21 protein-coding genes are annotated in these 17,885 nt (G+C 63.9%); 5 read left to right on the forward strand and 16 right to left on the reverse strand.

Translation table 11 applies throughout. From position 1 onward, the window contains the following. Window positions 1–31 precede the first annotated feature (31 nt). The 7 genes from BG57_RS07425 to BG57_RS07455 all read right to left on the reverse strand — a co-directional run bounded on the left by BG57_RS07425 (window position 32) and on the right by BG57_RS07455 (window position 6,137). Window positions 32–235, reverse strand: a complete 204-nt coding sequence (locus BG57_RS07425) for a DUF2970 domain-containing protein (protein ID WP_035961938.1) — start codon at window positions 233–235, stop codon at window positions 32–34. A 5-nt stretch (window positions 236–240) separates the two neighbouring features. Then, window positions 241–813, reverse strand: coding sequence for a cytochrome c oxidase assembly protein (locus BG57_RS07430; RefSeq protein ID WP_035961834.1), 573 nt, complete (start codon window positions 811–813; stop codon window positions 241–243). 1 nt (window position 814) lies between these two features. Continuing rightward, entirely contained in the window at window positions 815–955 is a 141-nt protein-coding gene (locus BG57_RS33315; RefSeq protein ID WP_035961835.1) for a cytochrome oxidase small assembly protein, read from the reverse strand. Window positions 956–1,021: 66 nt separating this feature from the next. After that, window positions 1,022–2,635, reverse strand: a complete 1,614-nt coding sequence (ctaD, locus tag BG57_RS07440) for a cytochrome c oxidase subunit I (protein ID WP_035961940.1) — start codon at window positions 2,633–2,635, stop codon at window positions 1,022–1,024. 92 nt (window positions 2,636–2,727) lie between these two features. Continuing rightward, window positions 2,728–4,359, reverse strand: coding sequence for a cytochrome c oxidase subunit II (gene coxB, locus BG57_RS07445; protein ID WP_035961836.1), 1,632 nt, complete (start codon window positions 4,357–4,359; stop codon window positions 2,728–2,730). A gap of 47 nt (window positions 4,360–4,406) precedes the next feature. Next, the gene (locus tag BG57_RS07450) at window positions 4,407–4,883 is read right to left on the reverse strand and encodes a DUF2244 domain-containing protein (protein ID WP_035961941.1); all 477 of its coding nucleotides are present in this window, start codon (window positions 4,881–4,883) and stop codon (window positions 4,407–4,409) included. A 267-nt stretch (window positions 4,884–5,150) separates the two neighbouring features. Further along, on the reverse strand, window positions 5,151–6,137 hold the full coding sequence (locus tag BG57_RS07455; RefSeq protein ID WP_035961837.1) for a methyltransferase domain-containing protein: 987 nt from the start codon (window positions 6,135–6,137) through the stop codon (window positions 5,151–5,153). Window positions 6,138–6,242: 105 nt separating this feature from the next. Here BG57_RS07455 and BG57_RS07460 point away from each other — a divergent pair, with 105 nt between their 5' ends. Beyond that, entirely contained in the window at window positions 6,243–7,028 is a 786-nt protein-coding gene (locus tag BG57_RS07460) for a ComF family protein (protein WP_052005655.1), read from the forward strand. A 26-nt stretch (window positions 7,029–7,054) separates the two neighbouring features. Beyond that, window positions 7,055–7,525 carry a tRNA (uridine(34)/cytosine(34)/5-carboxymethylaminomethyluridine(34)-2'-O)-methyltransferase TrmL gene (gene trmL / locus BG57_RS07465; protein ID WP_035961838.1) on the forward strand — a complete coding sequence of 157 codons (471 nt, stop codon included), beginning with the start codon at window positions 7,055–7,057 and terminating at the stop codon, window positions 7,523–7,525. On the opposite strand, the gene BG57_RS07470 is transcribed toward trmL, so the two are convergent. From BG57_RS07470 to BG57_RS07490, 5 genes are read right to left on the reverse strand one after another with little or no spacing between them, the layout of a single operon-like run. Next, window positions 7,498–8,028 carry an O-acetyl-ADP-ribose deacetylase gene (locus tag BG57_RS07470; RefSeq protein ID WP_035961840.1) on the reverse strand — a complete coding sequence of 177 codons (531 nt, stop codon included), beginning with the start codon at window positions 8,026–8,028 and terminating at the stop codon, window positions 7,498–7,500. The two genes, trmL and BG57_RS07470, sit on opposite strands and share 28 nt — an antisense overlap. A gap of 24 nt (window positions 8,029–8,052) precedes the next feature. Beyond that, window positions 8,053–9,051, reverse strand: coding sequence for an NAD(P)H-dependent glycerol-3-phosphate dehydrogenase (locus BG57_RS07475; protein ID WP_035961841.1), 999 nt, complete (start codon window positions 9,049–9,051; stop codon window positions 8,053–8,055). A 41-nt stretch (window positions 9,052–9,092) separates the two neighbouring features. Beyond that, a complete protein-coding gene (secB, locus tag BG57_RS07480) occupies window positions 9,093–9,563 on the reverse strand; it encodes a protein-export chaperone SecB (RefSeq protein ID WP_035961842.1) in 471 nt (156 codons plus the stop codon). A 54-nt stretch (window positions 9,564–9,617) separates the two neighbouring features. Next, window positions 9,618–9,878 (reverse strand): glutaredoxin 3, encoded by a 261-nt coding sequence (grxC, locus tag BG57_RS07485; protein ID WP_035961843.1) that lies wholly within the window; start codon window positions 9,876–9,878, stop codon window positions 9,618–9,620. Continuing rightward, window positions 9,875–10,300: a rhodanese-like domain-containing protein gene (locus BG57_RS07490; protein ID WP_035961845.1), complete on the reverse strand. Its 426-nt coding sequence runs from the start codon at window positions 10,298–10,300 to the stop codon at window positions 9,875–9,877. The genes grxC and BG57_RS07490 overlap by 4 nt, the downstream gene beginning before the upstream one ends. 186 nt (window positions 10,301–10,486) lie before the next feature. Here BG57_RS07490 and gpmA point away from each other — a divergent pair, with 186 nt between their 5' ends. The 3 genes from gpmA to BG57_RS07505 all read left to right on the forward strand — a co-directional run bounded on the left by gpmA (window position 10,487) and on the right by BG57_RS07505 (window position 13,894). Beyond that, on the forward strand, window positions 10,487–11,233 hold the full coding sequence (gpmA, locus tag BG57_RS07495; RefSeq protein ID WP_035961846.1) for a 2,3-diphosphoglycerate-dependent phosphoglycerate mutase: 747 nt from the start codon (window positions 10,487–10,489) through the stop codon (window positions 11,231–11,233). 181 nt (window positions 11,234–11,414) lie between these two features. Continuing rightward, window positions 11,415–12,998, forward strand: coding sequence for a S41 family peptidase (locus tag BG57_RS07500; RefSeq protein ID WP_035961847.1), 1,584 nt, complete (start codon window positions 11,415–11,417; stop codon window positions 12,996–12,998). Window positions 12,999–13,135: 137 nt separating this feature from the next. Beyond that, window positions 13,136–13,894: a HesA/MoeB/ThiF family protein gene (locus tag BG57_RS07505; RefSeq protein ID WP_035961944.1), complete on the forward strand. Its 759-nt coding sequence runs from the start codon at window positions 13,136–13,138 to the stop codon at window positions 13,892–13,894. A 3-nt stretch (window positions 13,895–13,897) separates the two neighbouring features. Here the strand turns inward: BG57_RS07505 and ptsP are convergent, their stop codons facing one another. The 4 genes from ptsP to gshB form a co-directional block, all read right to left on the reverse strand. Continuing rightward, window positions 13,898–15,658, reverse strand: coding sequence for a phosphoenolpyruvate--protein phosphotransferase (gene ptsP, locus BG57_RS07510; RefSeq protein WP_174447197.1), 1,761 nt, complete (start codon window positions 15,656–15,658; stop codon window positions 13,898–13,900). 221 nt (window positions 15,659–15,879) lie between these two features. After that, window positions 15,880–16,149: an HPr family phosphocarrier protein gene (locus BG57_RS07515; RefSeq protein ID WP_035961850.1), complete on the reverse strand. Its 270-nt coding sequence runs from the start codon at window positions 16,147–16,149 to the stop codon at window positions 15,880–15,882. A gap of 36 nt (window positions 16,150–16,185) precedes the next feature. Then, entirely contained in the window at window positions 16,186–16,674 is a 489-nt protein-coding gene (locus BG57_RS07520) for a PTS sugar transporter subunit IIA (RefSeq protein WP_035961851.1), read from the reverse strand. Window positions 16,675–16,899: 225 nt separating this feature from the next. Continuing rightward, window positions 16,900–17,856 carry a glutathione synthase gene (gene gshB / locus BG57_RS07525; protein ID WP_035961852.1) on the reverse strand — a complete coding sequence of 319 codons (957 nt, stop codon included), beginning with the start codon at window positions 17,854–17,856 and terminating at the stop codon, window positions 16,900–16,902. Window positions 17,857–17,885: the final 29 nt, after the last annotated feature.

Consider the following 17,885-nt stretch of genomic DNA (forward strand, 5'->3'; position numbering starts at 1 on the left):
CGCCGCGCTCACGCGCCGCGCGCTCGTCCGACTACCCGACCACCGCCCGCACGATCACCAGCAACAGCACGATGAACAGCACCGCACCGATCACGCCGGCCGCGATCAGATGCAACGGGTTCAACTGCGCCGCATCGTTTTCCAGGTCGGCCCGGCGCCGCACGCCGAAGAACGACCAGAACACCGCCTTCAGCAGCTTCACGAACCCGCCCTTGCGCGGCGTTGGGGAACTCATGGCGCTCACGTTCCCTTCGCGACCGACTTCGGCGCGTCCAGTTCGAAGAACGTGTAGGACAACGTGATCGTCTTCACGTCTTTCGGCAGCTTCGGATCGACGACGAACACCACCGGCATGCGCTTCGTCTCGTTCGGTGCGAGCGTCTGCTGAGTGAAGCAGAAGCATTCGATCTTCTTGAAATACTCGGTGGCCTGCTTCGGCGCATAACTCGGAATGGCTTGCGCCTTCACGGTACGGCTTTGTTCGTTGGTCACCTGATACATCACCGTCATCACTTCGCCCGGATGGATGTCCAGGCTCGACTGCTCCGGCTTGAACTGCAGCGGGCCGCGTGCGTTCGCATCCAGCTCGATGGAAACCGTGCGGCTCGCATCGACCTGCGTGTTCTTCGCCTCGCGCACGCCGACGTCCCGCTGCACGAGATTGTTGATGCCGGTGATCTGGCAGATCGCGCGATACATCGGCACCAGCGCAAAGCCGAAGCCGAACATCATCGCAGCGACGACGAAGAGCTTGAAGAGCATCGACCGGTTGAACGAGCGGTCGACGCGCGAATCATCCTGCTGAGTGGACACGTTATCCTCGCGACAACAGGTATTGCCTGACGACGATACCCAGAAAAAAGACGGCGGCGATTAACACCATGACGAGGCCGAGCCGCTTGTTGCCCGCGCGGATTTCCTCGGGCGTGCGTCTTTTTTGTGGATTCGGGGCCATGCTTTCCTGAACTGACTGGCTGCAAGGCTTCGCTTCGAAGCCTTGCAGCACGATAAAACGGCTTACTTACTCGACCGTCGGCGGGTTCTCGAACGTATGGAACGGCGCCGGGCTCGGCACGGTCCATTCGAGGCCTTGCGCGCCGTCCCACGGCTTGTCGCCGGCCTTCTCGTGCTCGCCGCCGCCGCGGTACGTCGGCAGCGCAACCGCGAACAGGAAGTAGACCTGTGCGAGACCGAAACCGAACGCGCCGATCGTCGCGATCTGGTTGAAGTCCGTGAACTGCGCCGGGTAGTCCGCGTAGCGTCGCGGCATGCCCGCGAGACCCAGGAAGTGCATCGGGAAGAACGTGACGTTGAACGTGATCATCGACGCCCAGAAGTGAATCTTCCCGCGCATCTCGTTGTACATCCAGCCCGTCCACTTCGGCGACCAGTAGTACCAGCCCGAGAACAGCGCGAACAGCGAACCCGCCACCAGCACGTAGTGGAAGTGCGCGACCACGTAGTAGGTGCCGTGCATCTGGATATCGAGCGGCGCCATCGACAGGATCAGGCCCGTGAAGCCGCCCATCGTAAACACGAACAGGAAGCCGATCGCGAAGAGCATCGGGGTTTCGAAGGTCAGCGCACCGCGCCACATCGTCGCGACCCAGTTGAAGACCTTCACGCCCGTCGGCACGGCGATCAGCATCGTCGCGTACATGAAGAAGAGCTGGCCCGTCACCGGCATCCCGGTGGCGAACATGTGGTGCGCCCACACCATGAACGAGAGAATCGCGATCGATGCGGTTGCGTACACCATCGAGCTATAGCCGAACAGCGGCTTGCGCGAGAACGCCGGGATCACCTGCGACACGATCCCGAACGCCGGCAAGATCATGATGTACACCTCGGGGTGACCGAAGAACCAGAAGATGTGCTGGTACATGACCGGATCGCCGCCGCCCGCCGCGTTGAAGAACGACGTGCCGAAGTGACGGTCGAACAGCACCATCGTGATTGCGCCCGCCAGAACCGGCATGACGGCAATCAGCAGATACGCGGTGATGAGCCACGTCCACGCGAACATCGGCATCTTCATCAGCGTCATGCCCGGCGCGCGCATGTTCAGGATCGTCACGACGATGTTGATGCCGCCCATGATCGACGACGCGCCCATGATGTGCACCGCGAAGATCGCGAAGTCCATGCCGGGGCCCATCTGCGTCGACAGCGGCGCGTAGAGCGTCCAGCCCGCGGCGGTCGCGCCGCCCGGCACGAAGAACGAGCCGACCAGCAGCACGGCGGCAACCGGCAGCAGCCAGAAGCTGAAGTTGTTCATCCGCGCGAACGCCATGTCCGATGCGCCGATCTGCAGCGGCACCATCCAGTTCGCGAAACCGACGAACGCCGGCATGATCGCGCCGAACACCATGATGAGGCCGTGCATGGTGGTCAGCTGGTTGAAGAACTCGGGGCGCATGATCTGCAGGCCCGGCTCGAACAGTTCGGCACGGATGCCGAGCGCCATCACGCCTCCGGAGAGGAACATGATGAACGAGAACAACAGGTACAGCGTACCGATGTCCTTGTGGTTGGTGGCCCATAGCCACCTGCGCCAACCATGCGGCACCTCGTGCGCATGGTCGTCGTGCGCGTGGTCGTGACCCGCGGCTACATCGTGTCCGATGCTAGACATGACAATCATCTCCTAAAGCGAATACTCGTGGCACTTGGCTTCTCGACGCTTCTCCGTTGCCCAGGGCGAAGGAGAAGCGCGTGCGAGACATGTCAAGCAGCCGGACTGATTTCCACGCGGCGTGCTTCCTTCGCATCCGTGCCGCCCGTGACGGACTCGGGCTTCTTCAACACGATACGTTCTTCTGCCACGCCTGCCGCCTTCAGCGCATCGCGAACGGCTTGCGCGCGCTTCTTTGCGAGATCGGCGTTGAGGTCCGCGCCGCCGGTGGCATCCGTGAAGCCCGACAACGCGATCTTCGCGTCCGGATGGGCCTTCGCGTACGCTGCCGCGGTCTGGACTGCATTGTTTGCGTCAGCGGGCAGCGTGCTCTTGCCCGTTTCGAAGTAGACGCTGGCCGGCAAGCCTGCAGCCTGAGCCGCTGGCGTCGCTTCGGCGCCGGATGCGGCCGGCGCGCTCGCCTCCGCAGCCGCCGGCGCCGCAGCGCTCGCGGCTTCAGGCGCGGATGCCGCTGCCGCTGCCGTCGTGCCGCCGCCTTCGGGCATCTTGCCGTTGCGGGCGTCGGCCACTTGCTTCGGCTGCAGCATGTCGCCTGCGTGGTTGCTCCACGAGTTGCGCTCGTAGGTCACGACCGATGCGATTTCGACGTCGTTCAGCGTGGTTTGCCACGGCGGCATGGCGCCCTTGCCGTGCAGCACGATGTTCACGTGCTCGGCGACCGGACCGTTCGCGATCTTGCTGCCGTCGATGGCCGGGAACTGGCCTGCGCCCTTGCCGGTCGGCTGGTGGCAGACCGCGCAGTTCGAAGCGTAGACCTGCGCGCCGCGCGTCTTCAGCTCGTCCATCGTGTAGGTCTTGTTGGGATCGTCGGTGGAAGAAGCCATTTTCTTCTTCTGCGCATCGACCCACTTCGTGTAGTCGTCGGCGGACAGCACGTTGACGACGACCGGCATGTACGCGTGCTCCTTGCCGCACAGTTCCGTACAGAAGCCGCGATACACGCCCACCTTCTCCGCCTTGAACCACGTGTCGCGCACGAAGCCGGGAATCGCGTCCTGCTTCACGCCGAACGCCGGCACGTACCACGAGTGGACGACGTCGTTCGCGGTGGTGATGATGCGAATTTTCTTGTCGACCGGAACGACGAGCGGGTTATCGACTTCCTGCAGATACAGATCGGAGATCGGCTCCTGGCCGTTCACCTGGCTGCGCGGCGTGGACAGCGTCGACAGGAAGCTGATGCCTTCGCCCGGCCCCTTCACGTAGTCGTAGCCCCACTTCCACTGATAGCCGGTGACCTTCACTGTGAGGTCGGCGTTGGTCGTGTCCTTCATCGCGACGACGGCTTTGGTAGCCGGCAGCGCCATCAAAATGACGATGATGAACGGCACGATCGTCCAAATGATTTCGACCGTGGTGCTTTCGTGGAAATGCGCCGGCTTGAAACCCTTCGACTTGCGATGCTTCACGACCGAATAGAACATCACCCCGAACACGCCGAGGAAAATGACGGTACAGATGATGAGCATGAAGATATGGAGGCCGTAGAGCTCCTCGGCGATCTTCGTCACAGGCTGCTGGAAGTTGATTTCGTTCACAGCGGGACCGCCAGGACTGTCGTTGACCGCCAGGGCCACGCCGGCGTTCAGCAGTGCGCCTGCCGCCAGCACGCCCGCGAGGGCTCGCTTGATTGTTTTCATAGCATCCTTACCCAAAATTTCCATTCAAACCCTCGACCCCGTGGGCATCGCGCCTGGTTGCCCGTTCCTCTTCAGGCAAGGCGTCTCAGTGACGCCTGCAACTCGGCAGCAAACTGCCTGCGACGATGCTGTGCAAGGTGCAGTCCGATCTTCACCGACTGACCGCGCGACACGATCGTAAGCGGCTCTCTCGGCGTCGCACCCGCTTCGACCCGCACCCAGCGCGGGTTGAACTCGAACTGCGTCAGTACTTCGGCGTTCATCTGCTCGATCAACAACCGGTTTCGATACAGCCGGATTCTTTCGTAATCGACGGCGTGCCGCGCGTAAATCACGAACGCGACGGCCACGACCATCAACTCGACTCCGGTGAACGGCAGCACCAGCCAGGCGCCATTCAGAAAAAGCGGTGTCGCGATTGCCAGCGAAAACAGCGCAAGCGACAAATAGAAGCACACGAACTGACGCGGCGACACCGAGCAGTTGCGTTTCATCAGCCAGTCTTTCACGACCGGCTCGGACTCCGTCAGCGTTTGACTCGCCTGCATCGCCGCCTCCATCCATCCGCACGCAATGCCATACATTTGCTCGGATTTCGCCCAAATTTGTGTCAGTCCGGGCGACAAACTGACGCATTATAGGCGGGTTGGGTGGCATCCACAAGCAAGGGTCGTAGCGTCGCAAAGCCAAGCGGCACAAGCCTCTGCGCCCAATTGACGCAGTTTTTCACATGTCTTTTGCACGCTGATCCTTGACATAACAAGCGCCCTATTTACGCCGATCGCCAGGCCGTTCACCGGGCGCCCGACCGCTCCCTAGCGGCCGCGTTTCGGCCCCCGCCCTATATCTTCCAGCCGAACGATGCCATGTCCGTCCGCCGTCGTTCGCGGCACCGCTTTCCACGCGTGACCATAGATGACCTCGAAGGTCAGCGGAATCGTGCCGTCGTCGCGGCGCAGCGCCTCGAGCGCCCGGTGAACCGCGCCACGCAAGGCTGCACCGGCAGCGCTAACAGACTGTTCGGCGTCCGCGCGCTCGAACGGATAGGCGCCCCAGCGCGTCACATCCGCGAGCAGCGACTCGGGCGAACCATAGGTGATCGTCAGCACTTCCTGATCCATGACCGGAATCTCGAAGCCGCTTTCGACGAGCATGTCGCCGAGATCGTGCATGTCGACGAAATCGATCGTGTGCGGCATCGGCGCGAGGCCCAGCGTGCGCTCCGCTTCGCGATACGCGGCGGCGAGCTCACGCAAGGTATCGGGACCGAAGGTGCTGAACATCAGCAGGCCGTTGACTTTCAGCACACGCTGCCATTCGGGCAACACGGCGTCCGGGCGCGAATGCCAGTGCAGCGCGAGGTTCGACCACAGCAGTTCGAATGCGCCGCCCGCGAACGGCAGCGCGGAGAAATCGGCCTGCGCCAGTTGCGGGCCACGCGCGCCGAAGGCCCGGGCGAGCGTCGATGGCAAGAAACGTCGCCAGCCTGCGCCGTTCTCCGCTTCCGCCGCTTCAGCGGCGCGGGCGCGCGCGAGCATCGCGGAAGAGATATCGACGCCGAGCACCGACGCCTCGGGAAACCGCTCCCTCAGACGCCCCAGATCCGAACCGGCGCCGCAGGCCGCATCGAGGACGCGCATCGGCGTAACCTTGATGTACTCCAGACGCTCGCGCATGCGATCCGCGATCTCACGCGGCAGGAACGCGACTTCGTCGAACGCGGCGGCGCGACGGTCGAAAATCGCGCGCAAACGGCGCGGATCATAGGCCGGTCGGCTAGTTTTGGGGGACGTGGGGGACATGACGATCAGTTCGCGAAGAGTGCGAAGTATACTCGGTCGTCTCGAAATAGGCCCATGCGATAGCGGCTTCGGCCCCGTCGCACGGCTTCCGACGCGCACGCCACCATGAAACTCGTCAGCCATTTACCGCCGTTTTCCGCGCTCGCTGCAGCGCGTGCACGCGCGCTGACGACGATCGCGCGCAAGGCGCTCGACATCGCGCTGCCGAGTCAGTGCGCGTTATGCGGCAATGTGTCGCAGCAACTTCTGTGTGCCGGATGCGACGAGCAAAACTGGAACGAGCCACGCATCCGGTGCGCGACCTGTGCGATGCCGCTCGCGCCGTCATATGTCAGGCGGGATCGCGAAGACGTGCGGCTGCACTGCGCCGCGTGTCTCGATGATCCGCCCGCGTTCAACGACACCCTCGCGCTCGCCGACTACCGCGCGCCGCTCGACACGCTCGCCGTCGAACTGAAGTTTCGCGCACGTCTTGCTGCGGGTGCGGAGTTCGCGCGTCATCTGCACGCGATGTTCGAAGACAGCGGCCTGCCGCCGCCCGATGTCATCGCGCCGGTGCCGTTGTCGCGCAAGCGGCTCGTCTCGCGCGGCTACAACCAGGCGTGGGCGATCGCCCGCCCGCTGGCGCGACGCCTCGCCGTTCGCGCCGATGCCGCGCTCATCGTCCGCGTCATTCATACTGCGGCCCAATCGAAGCTGGATGTCGATACGCGCAGGCGCAATGTCGCGCGCGCGTTCGTCGTCCGAAGCGATGTGCGCGGCAAGCATGTCGGCGTCGTCGACGATGTGATGACGTCCGGCGCCACGCTCGACGCCCTCGCCCGCACGCTCAAGCTCGCGGGCGCGCGCCGCGTCACCAACTTCGTCGCGCTGCGCACGCCGAAAGATTGATCAACTCAGCCGGAATCCTGCAATCCATGTTCAACGTCGTACTCGTCGAGCCCGAAATCCCGCCGAACACCGGCAACGTCATCCGTCTCTGCGCCAACACGGGCGCGCGGCTGCATCTGATCGAACCGCTCGGCTTTCCGCTCGACGACGCGAAGCTGCGCCGCGCCGGACTCGACTACCACGAGTACGCCGAAATGAATGTGCACGCGAACTGGGATGCGTTTATCGCGAAGGAATCGCCCGATACGGCGCGCATGTTCGCGTTCACGACACGCGGCTCGACGCCCTTCTTCGACCACGCGTTCAAGCCGGGCGACTGGTTCGTGTTCGGCGCGGAAACGCGCGGCCTCGCGCCCGAATTGCTCGACCGCTTTCCGAATCAGCAGCGCGTGCGTCTGCCGATGCGTCCGGGCAACCGGAGCCTGAATCTGTCCAACACGGTGGCGATCGTGACGTTCGAAGCCTGGCGTCAGGCGGGCTTCGAAGGCGGCGCATGAGCCGCCAGTTCGGCGAGATAGAGTGCGAGCATGGCGTCCTGAAAACAGGCGAAGACGACGCGCTCGACCGAGGGCGTGTGCGGCAGCGTGTCGATGACCGTCGATACCGCGATCCGCACCGCCTGCTCCACCGGAAAGCGATAGATGCCGCAACTGATCGCCGGAAACGCGATCGACTTGCAGTGCGCTTCGTTCGCGAGTTCGAGCGAGCGTCGATAACAACGCGCGAGCAGTTCAGCCTCGTTGCGCTTGCCGCCGTTCCACCGCGGCCCGACCGCGTGAATGACGTGCCGGGCCGGCAGGTCGTATCCGCCGGTGATCTTCGCGTCGCCGGTTTCGCAGCCGCCTAGGGTTTCGCACTCGCGCAGCAGGCCGTGCCCGGCTCTGCGATGAATCGCGCCATCGACACCGCCGCCGCCCAGCAGCGACTTGTTCGCCGCATTGACGATGGCGTCGACTTCGAGCGTGGTGATATCCGCGACTACGGCTTGCAGTTGAACCATGACGCGCTCCGGGAAAACGTGGCGCTATTCGGGCTTCGCGTCGCGGTTCAGCAGGGCCTGGACAGCGTCGCGCGGCGCGACGTTATCGAAGAGCACGCGGCATACCGCGTGCGTGATCGGCATCTCGATGCCACGCGACTGCGCCAGCGACAACACCGCACGCGCGCAGCGCACGCCCTCCGCCACATGACCGAGCGCGGCGAGAATCTCGTCGAGCGTGCGGCCGCTCGCGAGTTGCATGCCGACCGTGCGGTTGCGCGACAGGTCGCCGGTGGCGGTCAGGATCAGATCGCCGAGGCCCGTGAGTCCGGTGAACGTCTCGGCGCGGCCGCCCAGCGCCACGCCCAGGCGCGACATCTCCGCGAGCCCGCGCGTGATGAGCGCCGCGCGGGCGTTGAGGCCGAGGCCGAGGCCATCGGAGATGCCGGTCGCGATCGCGAGCACGTTCTTCACCGCGCCGCCCACTTCGACGCCGGTCACGTCGTCGCCAGTGTAGATGCGCATTGCGCCATGATGGAACGCGGCGACCGTGCGTGCGCACAAATCCGCCGACGGACTCGCCACGGTCAGCGCGACCGGCAAGCCTTGCCCCACTTCGCGCGCGAAGCTCGGCCCCGACAGCGTGCCGTTGCTCGCGTGGCCGGGAAGCTCCGCGGCGACGACTTCGTTCGGCAGACATTGCGTGTCCGCTTCGAAGCCCTTGCAGAGCCAGACGATATGCGCCGGAACGACGTTCGCCTGACGCATCGCGCGGCACAGCGCGCGCAAGCCGGCAACCGGCGTCGCAACGACGCACAGCGCATCCGGCGCGGCGGCGTGTTTCAGCGCAATGCCGAAGTCCGCTTCGAACGCGAGCGACTCAGGCAAGCGCACGCCCGCGAGATAGCGCGTGTTTTCGTGATTTTGGGAAAGAGAATCGATGAGCGCGCGATCGCGCGCCCACAGCATCGTGTCGTGCCGTGCCGCAAGGTGGCCCGCCAGTGCGGTGCCCCATGCACCGGCGCCGAGAACGGCTACTTTCATGCTCGGCTCCGGTCGGCAGAGTCAGGACAAGGCGATGACGCTCAGTGCGTCGCGCCGTTCGCCGCGCCTTCCTGCGCGCTCGCGAGTTGCGCGAGACGTTGCTCGTACAGCGCCTGGAAGTTGATTTCCGCGAGGTGGATCGGCGGGAAACCGGCGCGGGTGATCGCGTCGGCGATGTTCGAGCGCAAGTACGGGAACAGGATGGTCGGGCATGCGATGCCGACGAGCGGGTCGACCTGCTCGGCAGGAATGTTACGGATATCGAAGATACCGGCCTGCTTCGCTTCGATCAGGAAGGCCACCTTGTCGGCGACCTTCGCCGTGACCGTGCCCGTCACCAGCACTTCGAAGACGCTTTCCGCGAGGCGGTCGGCCTTCACGTCGACTTCGACGTCAACCGACGGCATTTCCTGTTCGAGGAAGATGGCGGGCGAGTTCGGCTGCTCGAGCGACATGTCCTTCAGGTAAATGCGCTGGATGTTGAAAAACGGCTGGTTGTTCTCGTCGGACATAGTAATTCCCTAGGTAAATCGGTTGCCCGGCGTGACCGGGCAGCGTGTGGTGTGTCAGGCCGACTCGAGCAGCGGCACGAGACCGCCCTTGCGGTCGAGCGCCGAAAGATCGTCATAGCCGCCGACATGCGTGTCGCCAATATAAACCTGCGGCACGGTGCGGCGTCCGGTGCGCTGCATCATTTCCTCGCGGCGGCCCGGTTCACGATCGATCAGCACTTTCTCGATGCTTTCGACCCCGCGGGACTTTAAAAGACGTTCGGCCATCTGGCAATACGGGCACACTTGGGTGCTGTACATGATGACTTTCTTCACTTGACGGCTCCTTGTTTTACGACCGGCATACCTGCCTTTTGCCAGGCATCTACCCCGCCTTGCAAGACATGGACCTCAGCGTAGCCCGCTTCCGACACCGTGCGGCTGGCGCGCTGCGATTGCTGTCCGGTCTGACAAACCAGCACGACCGGATTGCTCTTATTCTTCGCGATCTGGCCGATCTTTGCTTGGAGCTCCGCCGCGTCGATATTGCGGGCCGACGGCAGATGGCCTTTCGCGAATTCCGCGGGAGGGCGGATATCGATGACGACGGCGTTGCGGCGGTTGATCAGCGTCGTGGCTTCGGCCGCGGAAATTCCGCCGCGTCCGCGACGCGTGATGGCGGGCCACAGGAGCAGCGCGCCGGAGATGAGCGCAATGACGATAAGTGCGATATTCGTGTAATCAGTGAAAAACTTCACGTCTAGGGCCGCCGAAAGATAGTGGAGAAGGGAGAAAGGAAAATGAGGGCAATCCCGTCATTATAAAATAACCGTTTCCCGCGATGGCCCAGGCCATCCGGCCGATGGCGGCACTCCACGCGCGATGGCAGGATGACGGAGTGCGAATCGGCGCAAGCGCTTTCTCAACTGACCGACCTATCAAACATGTACAAGCTAGTGCTCATCCGCCACGGCGAATCGACGTGGAACAAGGAAAACCGGTTCACCGGCTGGGTCGATGTCGACCTGACCGAGCAGGGCAACCGCGAAGCGCGTCAGGCCGGCGTGCTGCTGCGGGAAGCCGGCTTCGCGTTCGACATTGCGTACACGTCGGTGCTCAAGCGCGCGATCCGCACGCTGTGGCACGTTCAGGACGAAATGGACCTGATGTATATCCCGGTCGTCCATTCGTGGCGCCTGAACGAGCGCCACTACGGCGCGCTCGCCGGACTGAACAAGGCGGAAACGGCGAAGAAGTATGGCGACGAGCAGGTTCTCGTCTGGCGCCGCAGCTACGACACGCCGCCGCCCCCGCTCGATCCTTCCGACGAACGCGCGCCCTTCAACGATCCGCGCTACGCGAAGGTTCCGCGCGAGCAGTTGCCGCTCACCGAATGCCTGAAAGACACGGTGGCGCGCGTGCTGCCGGTGTGGAACGAGTCCATCGCGCCGGCCATCAAGGCAGGCAAGCAGGTGCTGATCGCCGCGCACGGCAATTCCATGCGCGCGCTCGTGAAGTATCTGGACGAGATTTCGGACGCGGACATCGTCGGGCTGAACATTCCGAACGGCGTGCCGCTCGTCTATGAACTCGACGAAAACCTGAAGCCGATCAAGCACTACTATCTCGGCGATGCCGACGCCATCGCCGCCGCGCAGGCCGCGGTCGCCAAGCAGGGCAAGGCGGGCTGACGCTTTCGGCTTCGCAAGATTTGTCCATCCACGGGCGCTTCGTCGGAAGCGCCCGTGGCGCATTGCTGTCGCCCGGCTGTACCCTGGGCATTTAAGTTGCGTTTAAGTCGTCTTTGGAGGGGAGCGGGTATACTGGCCCGTCACCCACGATGCTGCTCATTCGATTCCGAACGCACTCTCTATGCGAAAGAACCTGAAAAATTTCGGCCTGATCGCCGTAGGCGTTGCCGCCGGCGCGCTCGCCACCTTGCAGATCTCCGCGTCCGCTCAGCAAGCCGCATCGTCACCGCTGCCGCTCGATCAATTGCGGCTCTTCGCCGAAGTGTTCGGGCAAATCAAGCACGAGTACGTCGAACCCGTCGATGACAAGAAGCTCCTCACCGCCGCCATCAAGGGCATGGTGTCGAGCCTCGACCCGCACTCGTCCTACCTCGACAAGACCGATTACGAAGAGCTCCAGGAGCAGACGAAGGGCCGCTTCGCGGGCCTGGGTATCGAAATTTCGTCCGAAGACGGGCTGATCAAGGTCATTTCGCCGATCGAAGACACGCCTGCATTCCGCGCGGGCATTCGTCCGGGCGACCTCATCACGCGCATCAACGACAAGCCGGTGCGCGGCATGACGCTCGACAAGGCCGTCAAGCAGATGCGCGGCGAGCCGGGCACCAAGGTCACGCTGACCATTTTCCGCAAGAGCGACGACCGCACGTTCCCGCTGACCGTCACGCGCGCCGTCATTCGCGTGCAGTCGGTGAAGATGAAGGTGCCGGAGCCGGGCTACGGGTATATCCGCATCACGAGTTTCCAGGAACGCACGGTGCCGGATCTGGCGGCGAGGCTGCAAGACCTCGCGCGCCAGCAGCCGAACCTGAAGGGCCTCGTGCTCGACCTGCGCAATAACGGCGGCGGCCTGCTGCAGAGCGCGGTCGGCGTCGCGGGCGCGTTCCTGCCGGATAACGCCATCGTCGTGTCGACGAACGGGCAAATCGCGGACGCCAAGCAGACGTTCCGGGATACTTACGACAACTATCGTCTGCCCTCCTTCGATCAGGACCCGTTGAAGACGGTGCCGGAAATCTTCAAGAAGGTGCCGATGGTCGTGCTGACGAACGCCTATTCGGCGTCGGCTTCGGAGATCGTCGCGGGTGCGCTGCAGGATCATCATCGCGCGCTGATCGTCGGCAAGACGACGTTCGGCAAGGGCTCGGTGCAGACCGTTCGCCCGATGACCGCCGACACCGCGCTGCGCCTGACCACGGCGTACTACTACACGCCGAGCGGCAAGTCGATCCAGAACCAGGGCGTGCGCCCGGACGTGCCGGTGGACCAGTACGCGGACGGCGATCCCGACGACGCGCTCGTGACGCGCGAAGTCGACTACTCCAATCACCTCGCGAACACGCAGGACCCGAACGAGAAGAAGGAGCAGGACCAGCGCGAGCAGGATCGTCTGGAGCAACTGCGCCTGCTCGAAGAGCAGAACGACAAGAAGACGCCGGAGCAGCGCCGCAAGGATCGCGAACGCAAGCCGGTCGAATTCGGCAGCACCGACGACTTCATGCTCCAGCAGGCGCTGAACAAGCTCGAAGGCAAGCAGGTCGTCGAATCGAAGTCGTTCGCCGAGCGCAAGCTCGCGCAGAACAAGCCGCCGCGTTCGGCGTCCGCGCCGGTCGTTGCACAGCCGGCAGCGCCCGCCGCGCCGGGCTCGTCGCCGGCTTCGGGCACCGCGCCGGCTTCGTCGCCGACCGCGCAGCAGTCGAAGTAAGCATGCAGCAAGGCTTCGCGGCATCGCGCCGCGAAGCCGCTTCCCCTCCCCGCGCGCTTAGAATGTCACGTTCAAGCGCGCCGTCTTTTTCGGCGTTCCCTTCGCAGCAATATCGGCGCATCAAACGCGCTCGCTCGATGAACGACGACCAACTCCTCCGCTATTCCCGCCACATTCTCGTCGATGAAATCGGCATCGAAGCGCAGCAGCGTTTTCTCGATGCGCGGGCGATCATCGTCGGTGCGGGCGGCCTGGGCGCGCCCGCCGCAATGTATCTCGCGGCTGCGGGTGTCGGAAGGCTGACGCTCGTCGACGCCGATACCGTCGATCTCACGAACTTGCAGCGGCAGATCGTGCACGCGACGCGCTCGGTGGGCCAAGCAAAGGTCGAATCCGCGCGGCAGACGCTGAACGCGCTGAACCCGGACGTACGAATCGACGCGATCAACGCCTGCGCCGACGCCGGCTGGCTCGATGCGAACGTGCCCGGCGCGAGCGTCGTGCTCGATTGCAGCGACAACTTCGCGACGCGCCACGCGATCAACGCGGCGTGCGTCGCGCATGGCGTGCCGCTCGTCTCGGGCGCGGCGCTGCGCTTCGACGGGCAGATCAGCACCTTCGATTTCCGCTCGCCCGCATCGCCCTGTTATGCCTGCGTTTTCCCGCCGGATCAGGCGTTCGAGGAAGTCGCGTGCTCGACGATGGGCGTGTTCTCGCCGACGGTCGGCATCATCGGCGCGATGCAGGCAGCCGAGGCGTTGCGCGTGATCGGCGGTTTCGGGGAGACGCTCGCGGGCCGGCTCATGATGCTCGACTCGCTGCGCATGGAATGGAACACGATGAAGATCGCGCGGCAGCCGGATTGCCCGGTCTGCGGCGCGCGTCACGGCGGGTAGCGTTCAGGCTTTTTGCAGCCGGGCCAGCGCGGCCTGCAACTCGTTCGGCTCGAAGGACGCGAGCACGTCCGCGACGGGCTTTTCCAGCGCCTTGAGGTTCGAGCGCAAGATTTCCTGCTTCACGACGAGCAACTGGCTCGGATGCATCGAGAATTCCGTCAGGCCAAGCCCGAGCAACAGGCGCGTGACCGACGGATCGCCCGCCATTTCCCCGCACACAGAAACCGGCACGCCCGCGCGCTTCGCCTCGCGCAGCGTCAAAGCAATCAGATGCAGCACCGCCGGATGCAGCGGATCGTAGAGATGCGCGACGGAGTTGTCCGCGCGGTCGATCGCGAGCGTGTACTGGATCAGGTCGTTGGTCCCGATCGACAGGAAATCTAGCCGGCTCAGAAACAACTGCACTGCGATGGCCGCCGCGGGAATCTCGATCATCGCGCCGATCTGCACCTGCCGGTCATACGCGATGCCCGCGTCGTCCAGTTGGCGCTTCGCCTCGCGGATCAGATCGAGCGTCTGATCGATTTCCTGCGCGTGCGCGAGCATCGGAATCAGAATCTTGGTCGGACCGAACGCGGACGCGCGCAGAATCGCGCGCAGTTGCGTCATGAACATCTGCGGTTCGGAGAGGCTCCAGCGGATCGCGCGCAAGCCGAGCGCCGGATTCGGCGCGGTCTCGTAACCGTCGCCGGCGCTCATCGAATCGAGCGGCTTGTCGGCGCCGACGTCGATCGTGCGGATCGTCACCGGCTTGCCGTTCATCAGTTCGACCGCGCGCTTGTACGCCTCGAACTGCTCTTCTTCTTCCGGCAGCCGGTCCTTGTGATTCATGAACAGGAATTCGGTGCGGAACAGGCCGACGCCCATCGCGCCGGCTTCGACGGCCACTTGCGCATCGTCGGGCAGTTCGATGTTCGCGCACAGCTCGATCTTCGTGCCGCACAGCGTCTGCGTCGGCGAGAACTTCAGGCGCTGCAGCTTGCGCTGTTCGAGCAGCTTTTCGCTTTGCCGATACGAATATTCTTCGAGGACGATCGGCGCGGGATCGACGATGACGATGCCATGATCGCCATCGACGATGATGAGATCGTTCTGACGAATCAGCACGCTCGCCTGCTGCACGCCGACGGACGCCGGAATGCCAAGACTGCGCGCGACGATCGCCGTATGCGACGTGCGGCCGCCGAGATCGGTGACGAAGCCCTTGAACGCCTGCGTCTTAAACTGAAGCATGTCGGCGGGCGCAATGTCGTGCGCGACGACGATCATCTCGTTGTGGCCATTGCTCGCCGCCGTATGCACGACGAGCGACGCGGCGGTCGGCGCACCCGCAAGCGCCTTCAGCAGACGTTCGACGACCTGCTCGACGTCGGCCTTGCGTTCGCGCAGGTATTCGTCCTCGATTTCGTCGAAAAAACTGCCGAGGATGTCGAGCTGTTCGGTCAGCGCCCACTCGACGTTGTAGCGGCGCGTGCGAATGAGGTCGATGGTTTCCTGCACGAGCATGGCGTCGTTCAGGATCATCATGTGGACGTTGATGAACGCGCCCATCTCGCTGGGCGCATCGGCGGCGAGGTCTTCGCGCAGCGCATCGAGTTCGGCGGCGACAGCGGCTTGCGCTGTCAGGAATCGTTCGATTTCAGCGTCGATCTGATCGGCTTCGATCAGGTAATGCGCGACATCCAGCGCGGCGGGCGCAATCAGATACGCTCGCCCGATGGCGATGCCTCGTGAGACGGGAATTCCATGCAGCGTGAAAGACACGCGCACCTCCTCTATTTGTGATGTACCCGCGTTCTCTCAGAATCCGCGGGGGCGCTGGCCGCCGAAGCCATTATAAGTTCGAAGTATTCCAAAGTCCCTGCACGGACTGCCGCGTGGAAGCCGTGCCGGTTGCAGACTGCTCCGTCCTTGGCAGAAGCGCCGAGGCGCAAAAAAGCCGCGTCGATGCGCGGCTCTTGATGGTCGATGCAGAAATGATGGACTTATTGCCCTTCGCCGAACTTGTCCGCGATCAAGGCGAGGATCGCCTGCATCGCTTCGGCTTCATCCGGGCCTTCGGTTTCGATCGTCACCGTGCTGCCGATGCCCGCCGCCAGCATCATCACGCCCATGATGCTCTTTGCGTTGATCCGGCGGCCATTGCGGCTCATCCAGATTTCGCACTGAAAACTCCCCGCGAGTTGCGTGAGCTTGGCCGAAGCGCGCGCATGGAGCCCCAGCTTGTTCACGATCGTTGTTTCTTGTTGCAGCATGATGCTCCGGAACGCTAGTGGATGAATGAAGCGGCGTCAGTGACTGGCGGCTTTGGCGGCGGCCAGATCGGCGCTTGCCGAGCAAGCAGGATCGGGCGAACCGGCGACTTTCGTCGCGATTGCGCAGGGGTTGAGCGGCGTGGACGCGTCCAGTTCCTGAATGCCCTTCGAACCGCCTTGGAGGATCTTTTCCGACAGCGTGTCGAGCGGCGTCGCGCGGTAGCAGACGGCGCGCACGAGCATCGGCAGATTAACGCCCGAGAGAATGCGCACGTCGGCATCCGCCAGGCTCGCCGCGATATTGGCCGGCGTCGCGCCGAAAACGTCCGTCAGCACGATCGCGCCGTTGCCTTCCCTCAGACGATCGATCTCGGAGCGCGCGAACGCGCGGACTTCGACGGGATCGCAGTCGGGCATCACGTCGATGACGCCGATGCGCGCGGGCAAGCCGCCGTAAATGTGCGCGACGCACTCGCGAAGCGCGGTAGCGAGCGGTGCATGCGCGATGATCAGAATGCCAGCCATATCGGGATTGCTGCCTCTGTGAACGAAACGTCAGAGTTCGCTCGAAAGCGCGCGAGCGTCGCGTGGTGCAAGTGGCACATGCGTCCGGGCGGTCGGGAAATCAACGGTCGACCGCGCTGCTGAAATGTGATCCAGCCCCAGATGCAAGCCGCCGGGAAGTTGATTGTAACAGTGCCGGCGGCGCACGTTTTGCACTGCGCCAGAGACGCGCAGCAGCGCCCCGCGTCAGCCGACCGCGCGCTCCAGCGCGTCGATGAACATGCCCGCCACGTCGAAGCCGGTCTGATCCATGATTTCGCGGAAGCAGGTCGGGCTCGTGACGTTGACTTCGGTGAGATAGTCGCCGATCGCATCCAGCCCGACGAGCAGCAGCCCGCGCGCCTTCAGCACCGGGCCGAGCGCCTCCGCGATTTCGCGATCGTGCGCCGAAAGCGGTTGCGCACGGCCAAGTCCGCCCGCCGCGAGATTGCCGCGCACTTCGCCGCCTTGCGGAATGCGCGCGAGGGAATACGGCACCGGCTCGCCGCCGATCAACAAGATGCGCTTGTCGCCGTCCGAAATCTGCGGGATGAACTTCTGCGCCATCACCATGCGCGCGCCGTCCTCGCTCAGCATCTCGATGATCGAACCGAGGTTCATGCCGTCCGCCTTCACGCGGAACACGCCCATGCCGCCCATGCCGTCGAGCGGCTTCAGAATGACGTCGCCGTGTTCGGCGTGGAATGCGCGCAGGCGTGCGGAATCGCGCGTGACGAGCGTCGGCGCCACGTATTGCGGCCATTCCGCGATCGCGAGCTTTTCCGAATGATCGCGGATTGCCTGCGGCTTGTTGAACACGCGCGCGCCTTGCCGTTCCGCCATTTCCAGCAGCCACGTCGCGTTCACGTATTCGAGGTCGAACGGCGGGTCCTTGCGCATCAGCACCGCGTCGAACCTGGCGAGCGATACGTTCTCCGGCTCTTGCGCCGAGTACCACGGAGAGCGGCCGCTATCGGCTTCATCTCCGACGATCGCAATCCGGCGCACGCTCGCCTCCACCGCGCCGCCCGTCCACGCGAGCTGATGCGGCTCACAGGCATAGAGCACGTGGCCGCGGCGCGCGGCTTCGGCCATCATCGCGTAGGTCGAGTCCTTGTAGATCCTGAAGCGATCGAGCGGGTCGGCGATAAAGAGGATGTCCATGTGTATTCGCTTGATTGACGCGGCCTGCG

This window comes from Caballeronia grimmiae (assembly GCF_000698555.1).
GTDB lineage: Bacteria > Pseudomonadota > Gammaproteobacteria > Burkholderiales > Burkholderiaceae > Caballeronia > Caballeronia grimmiae.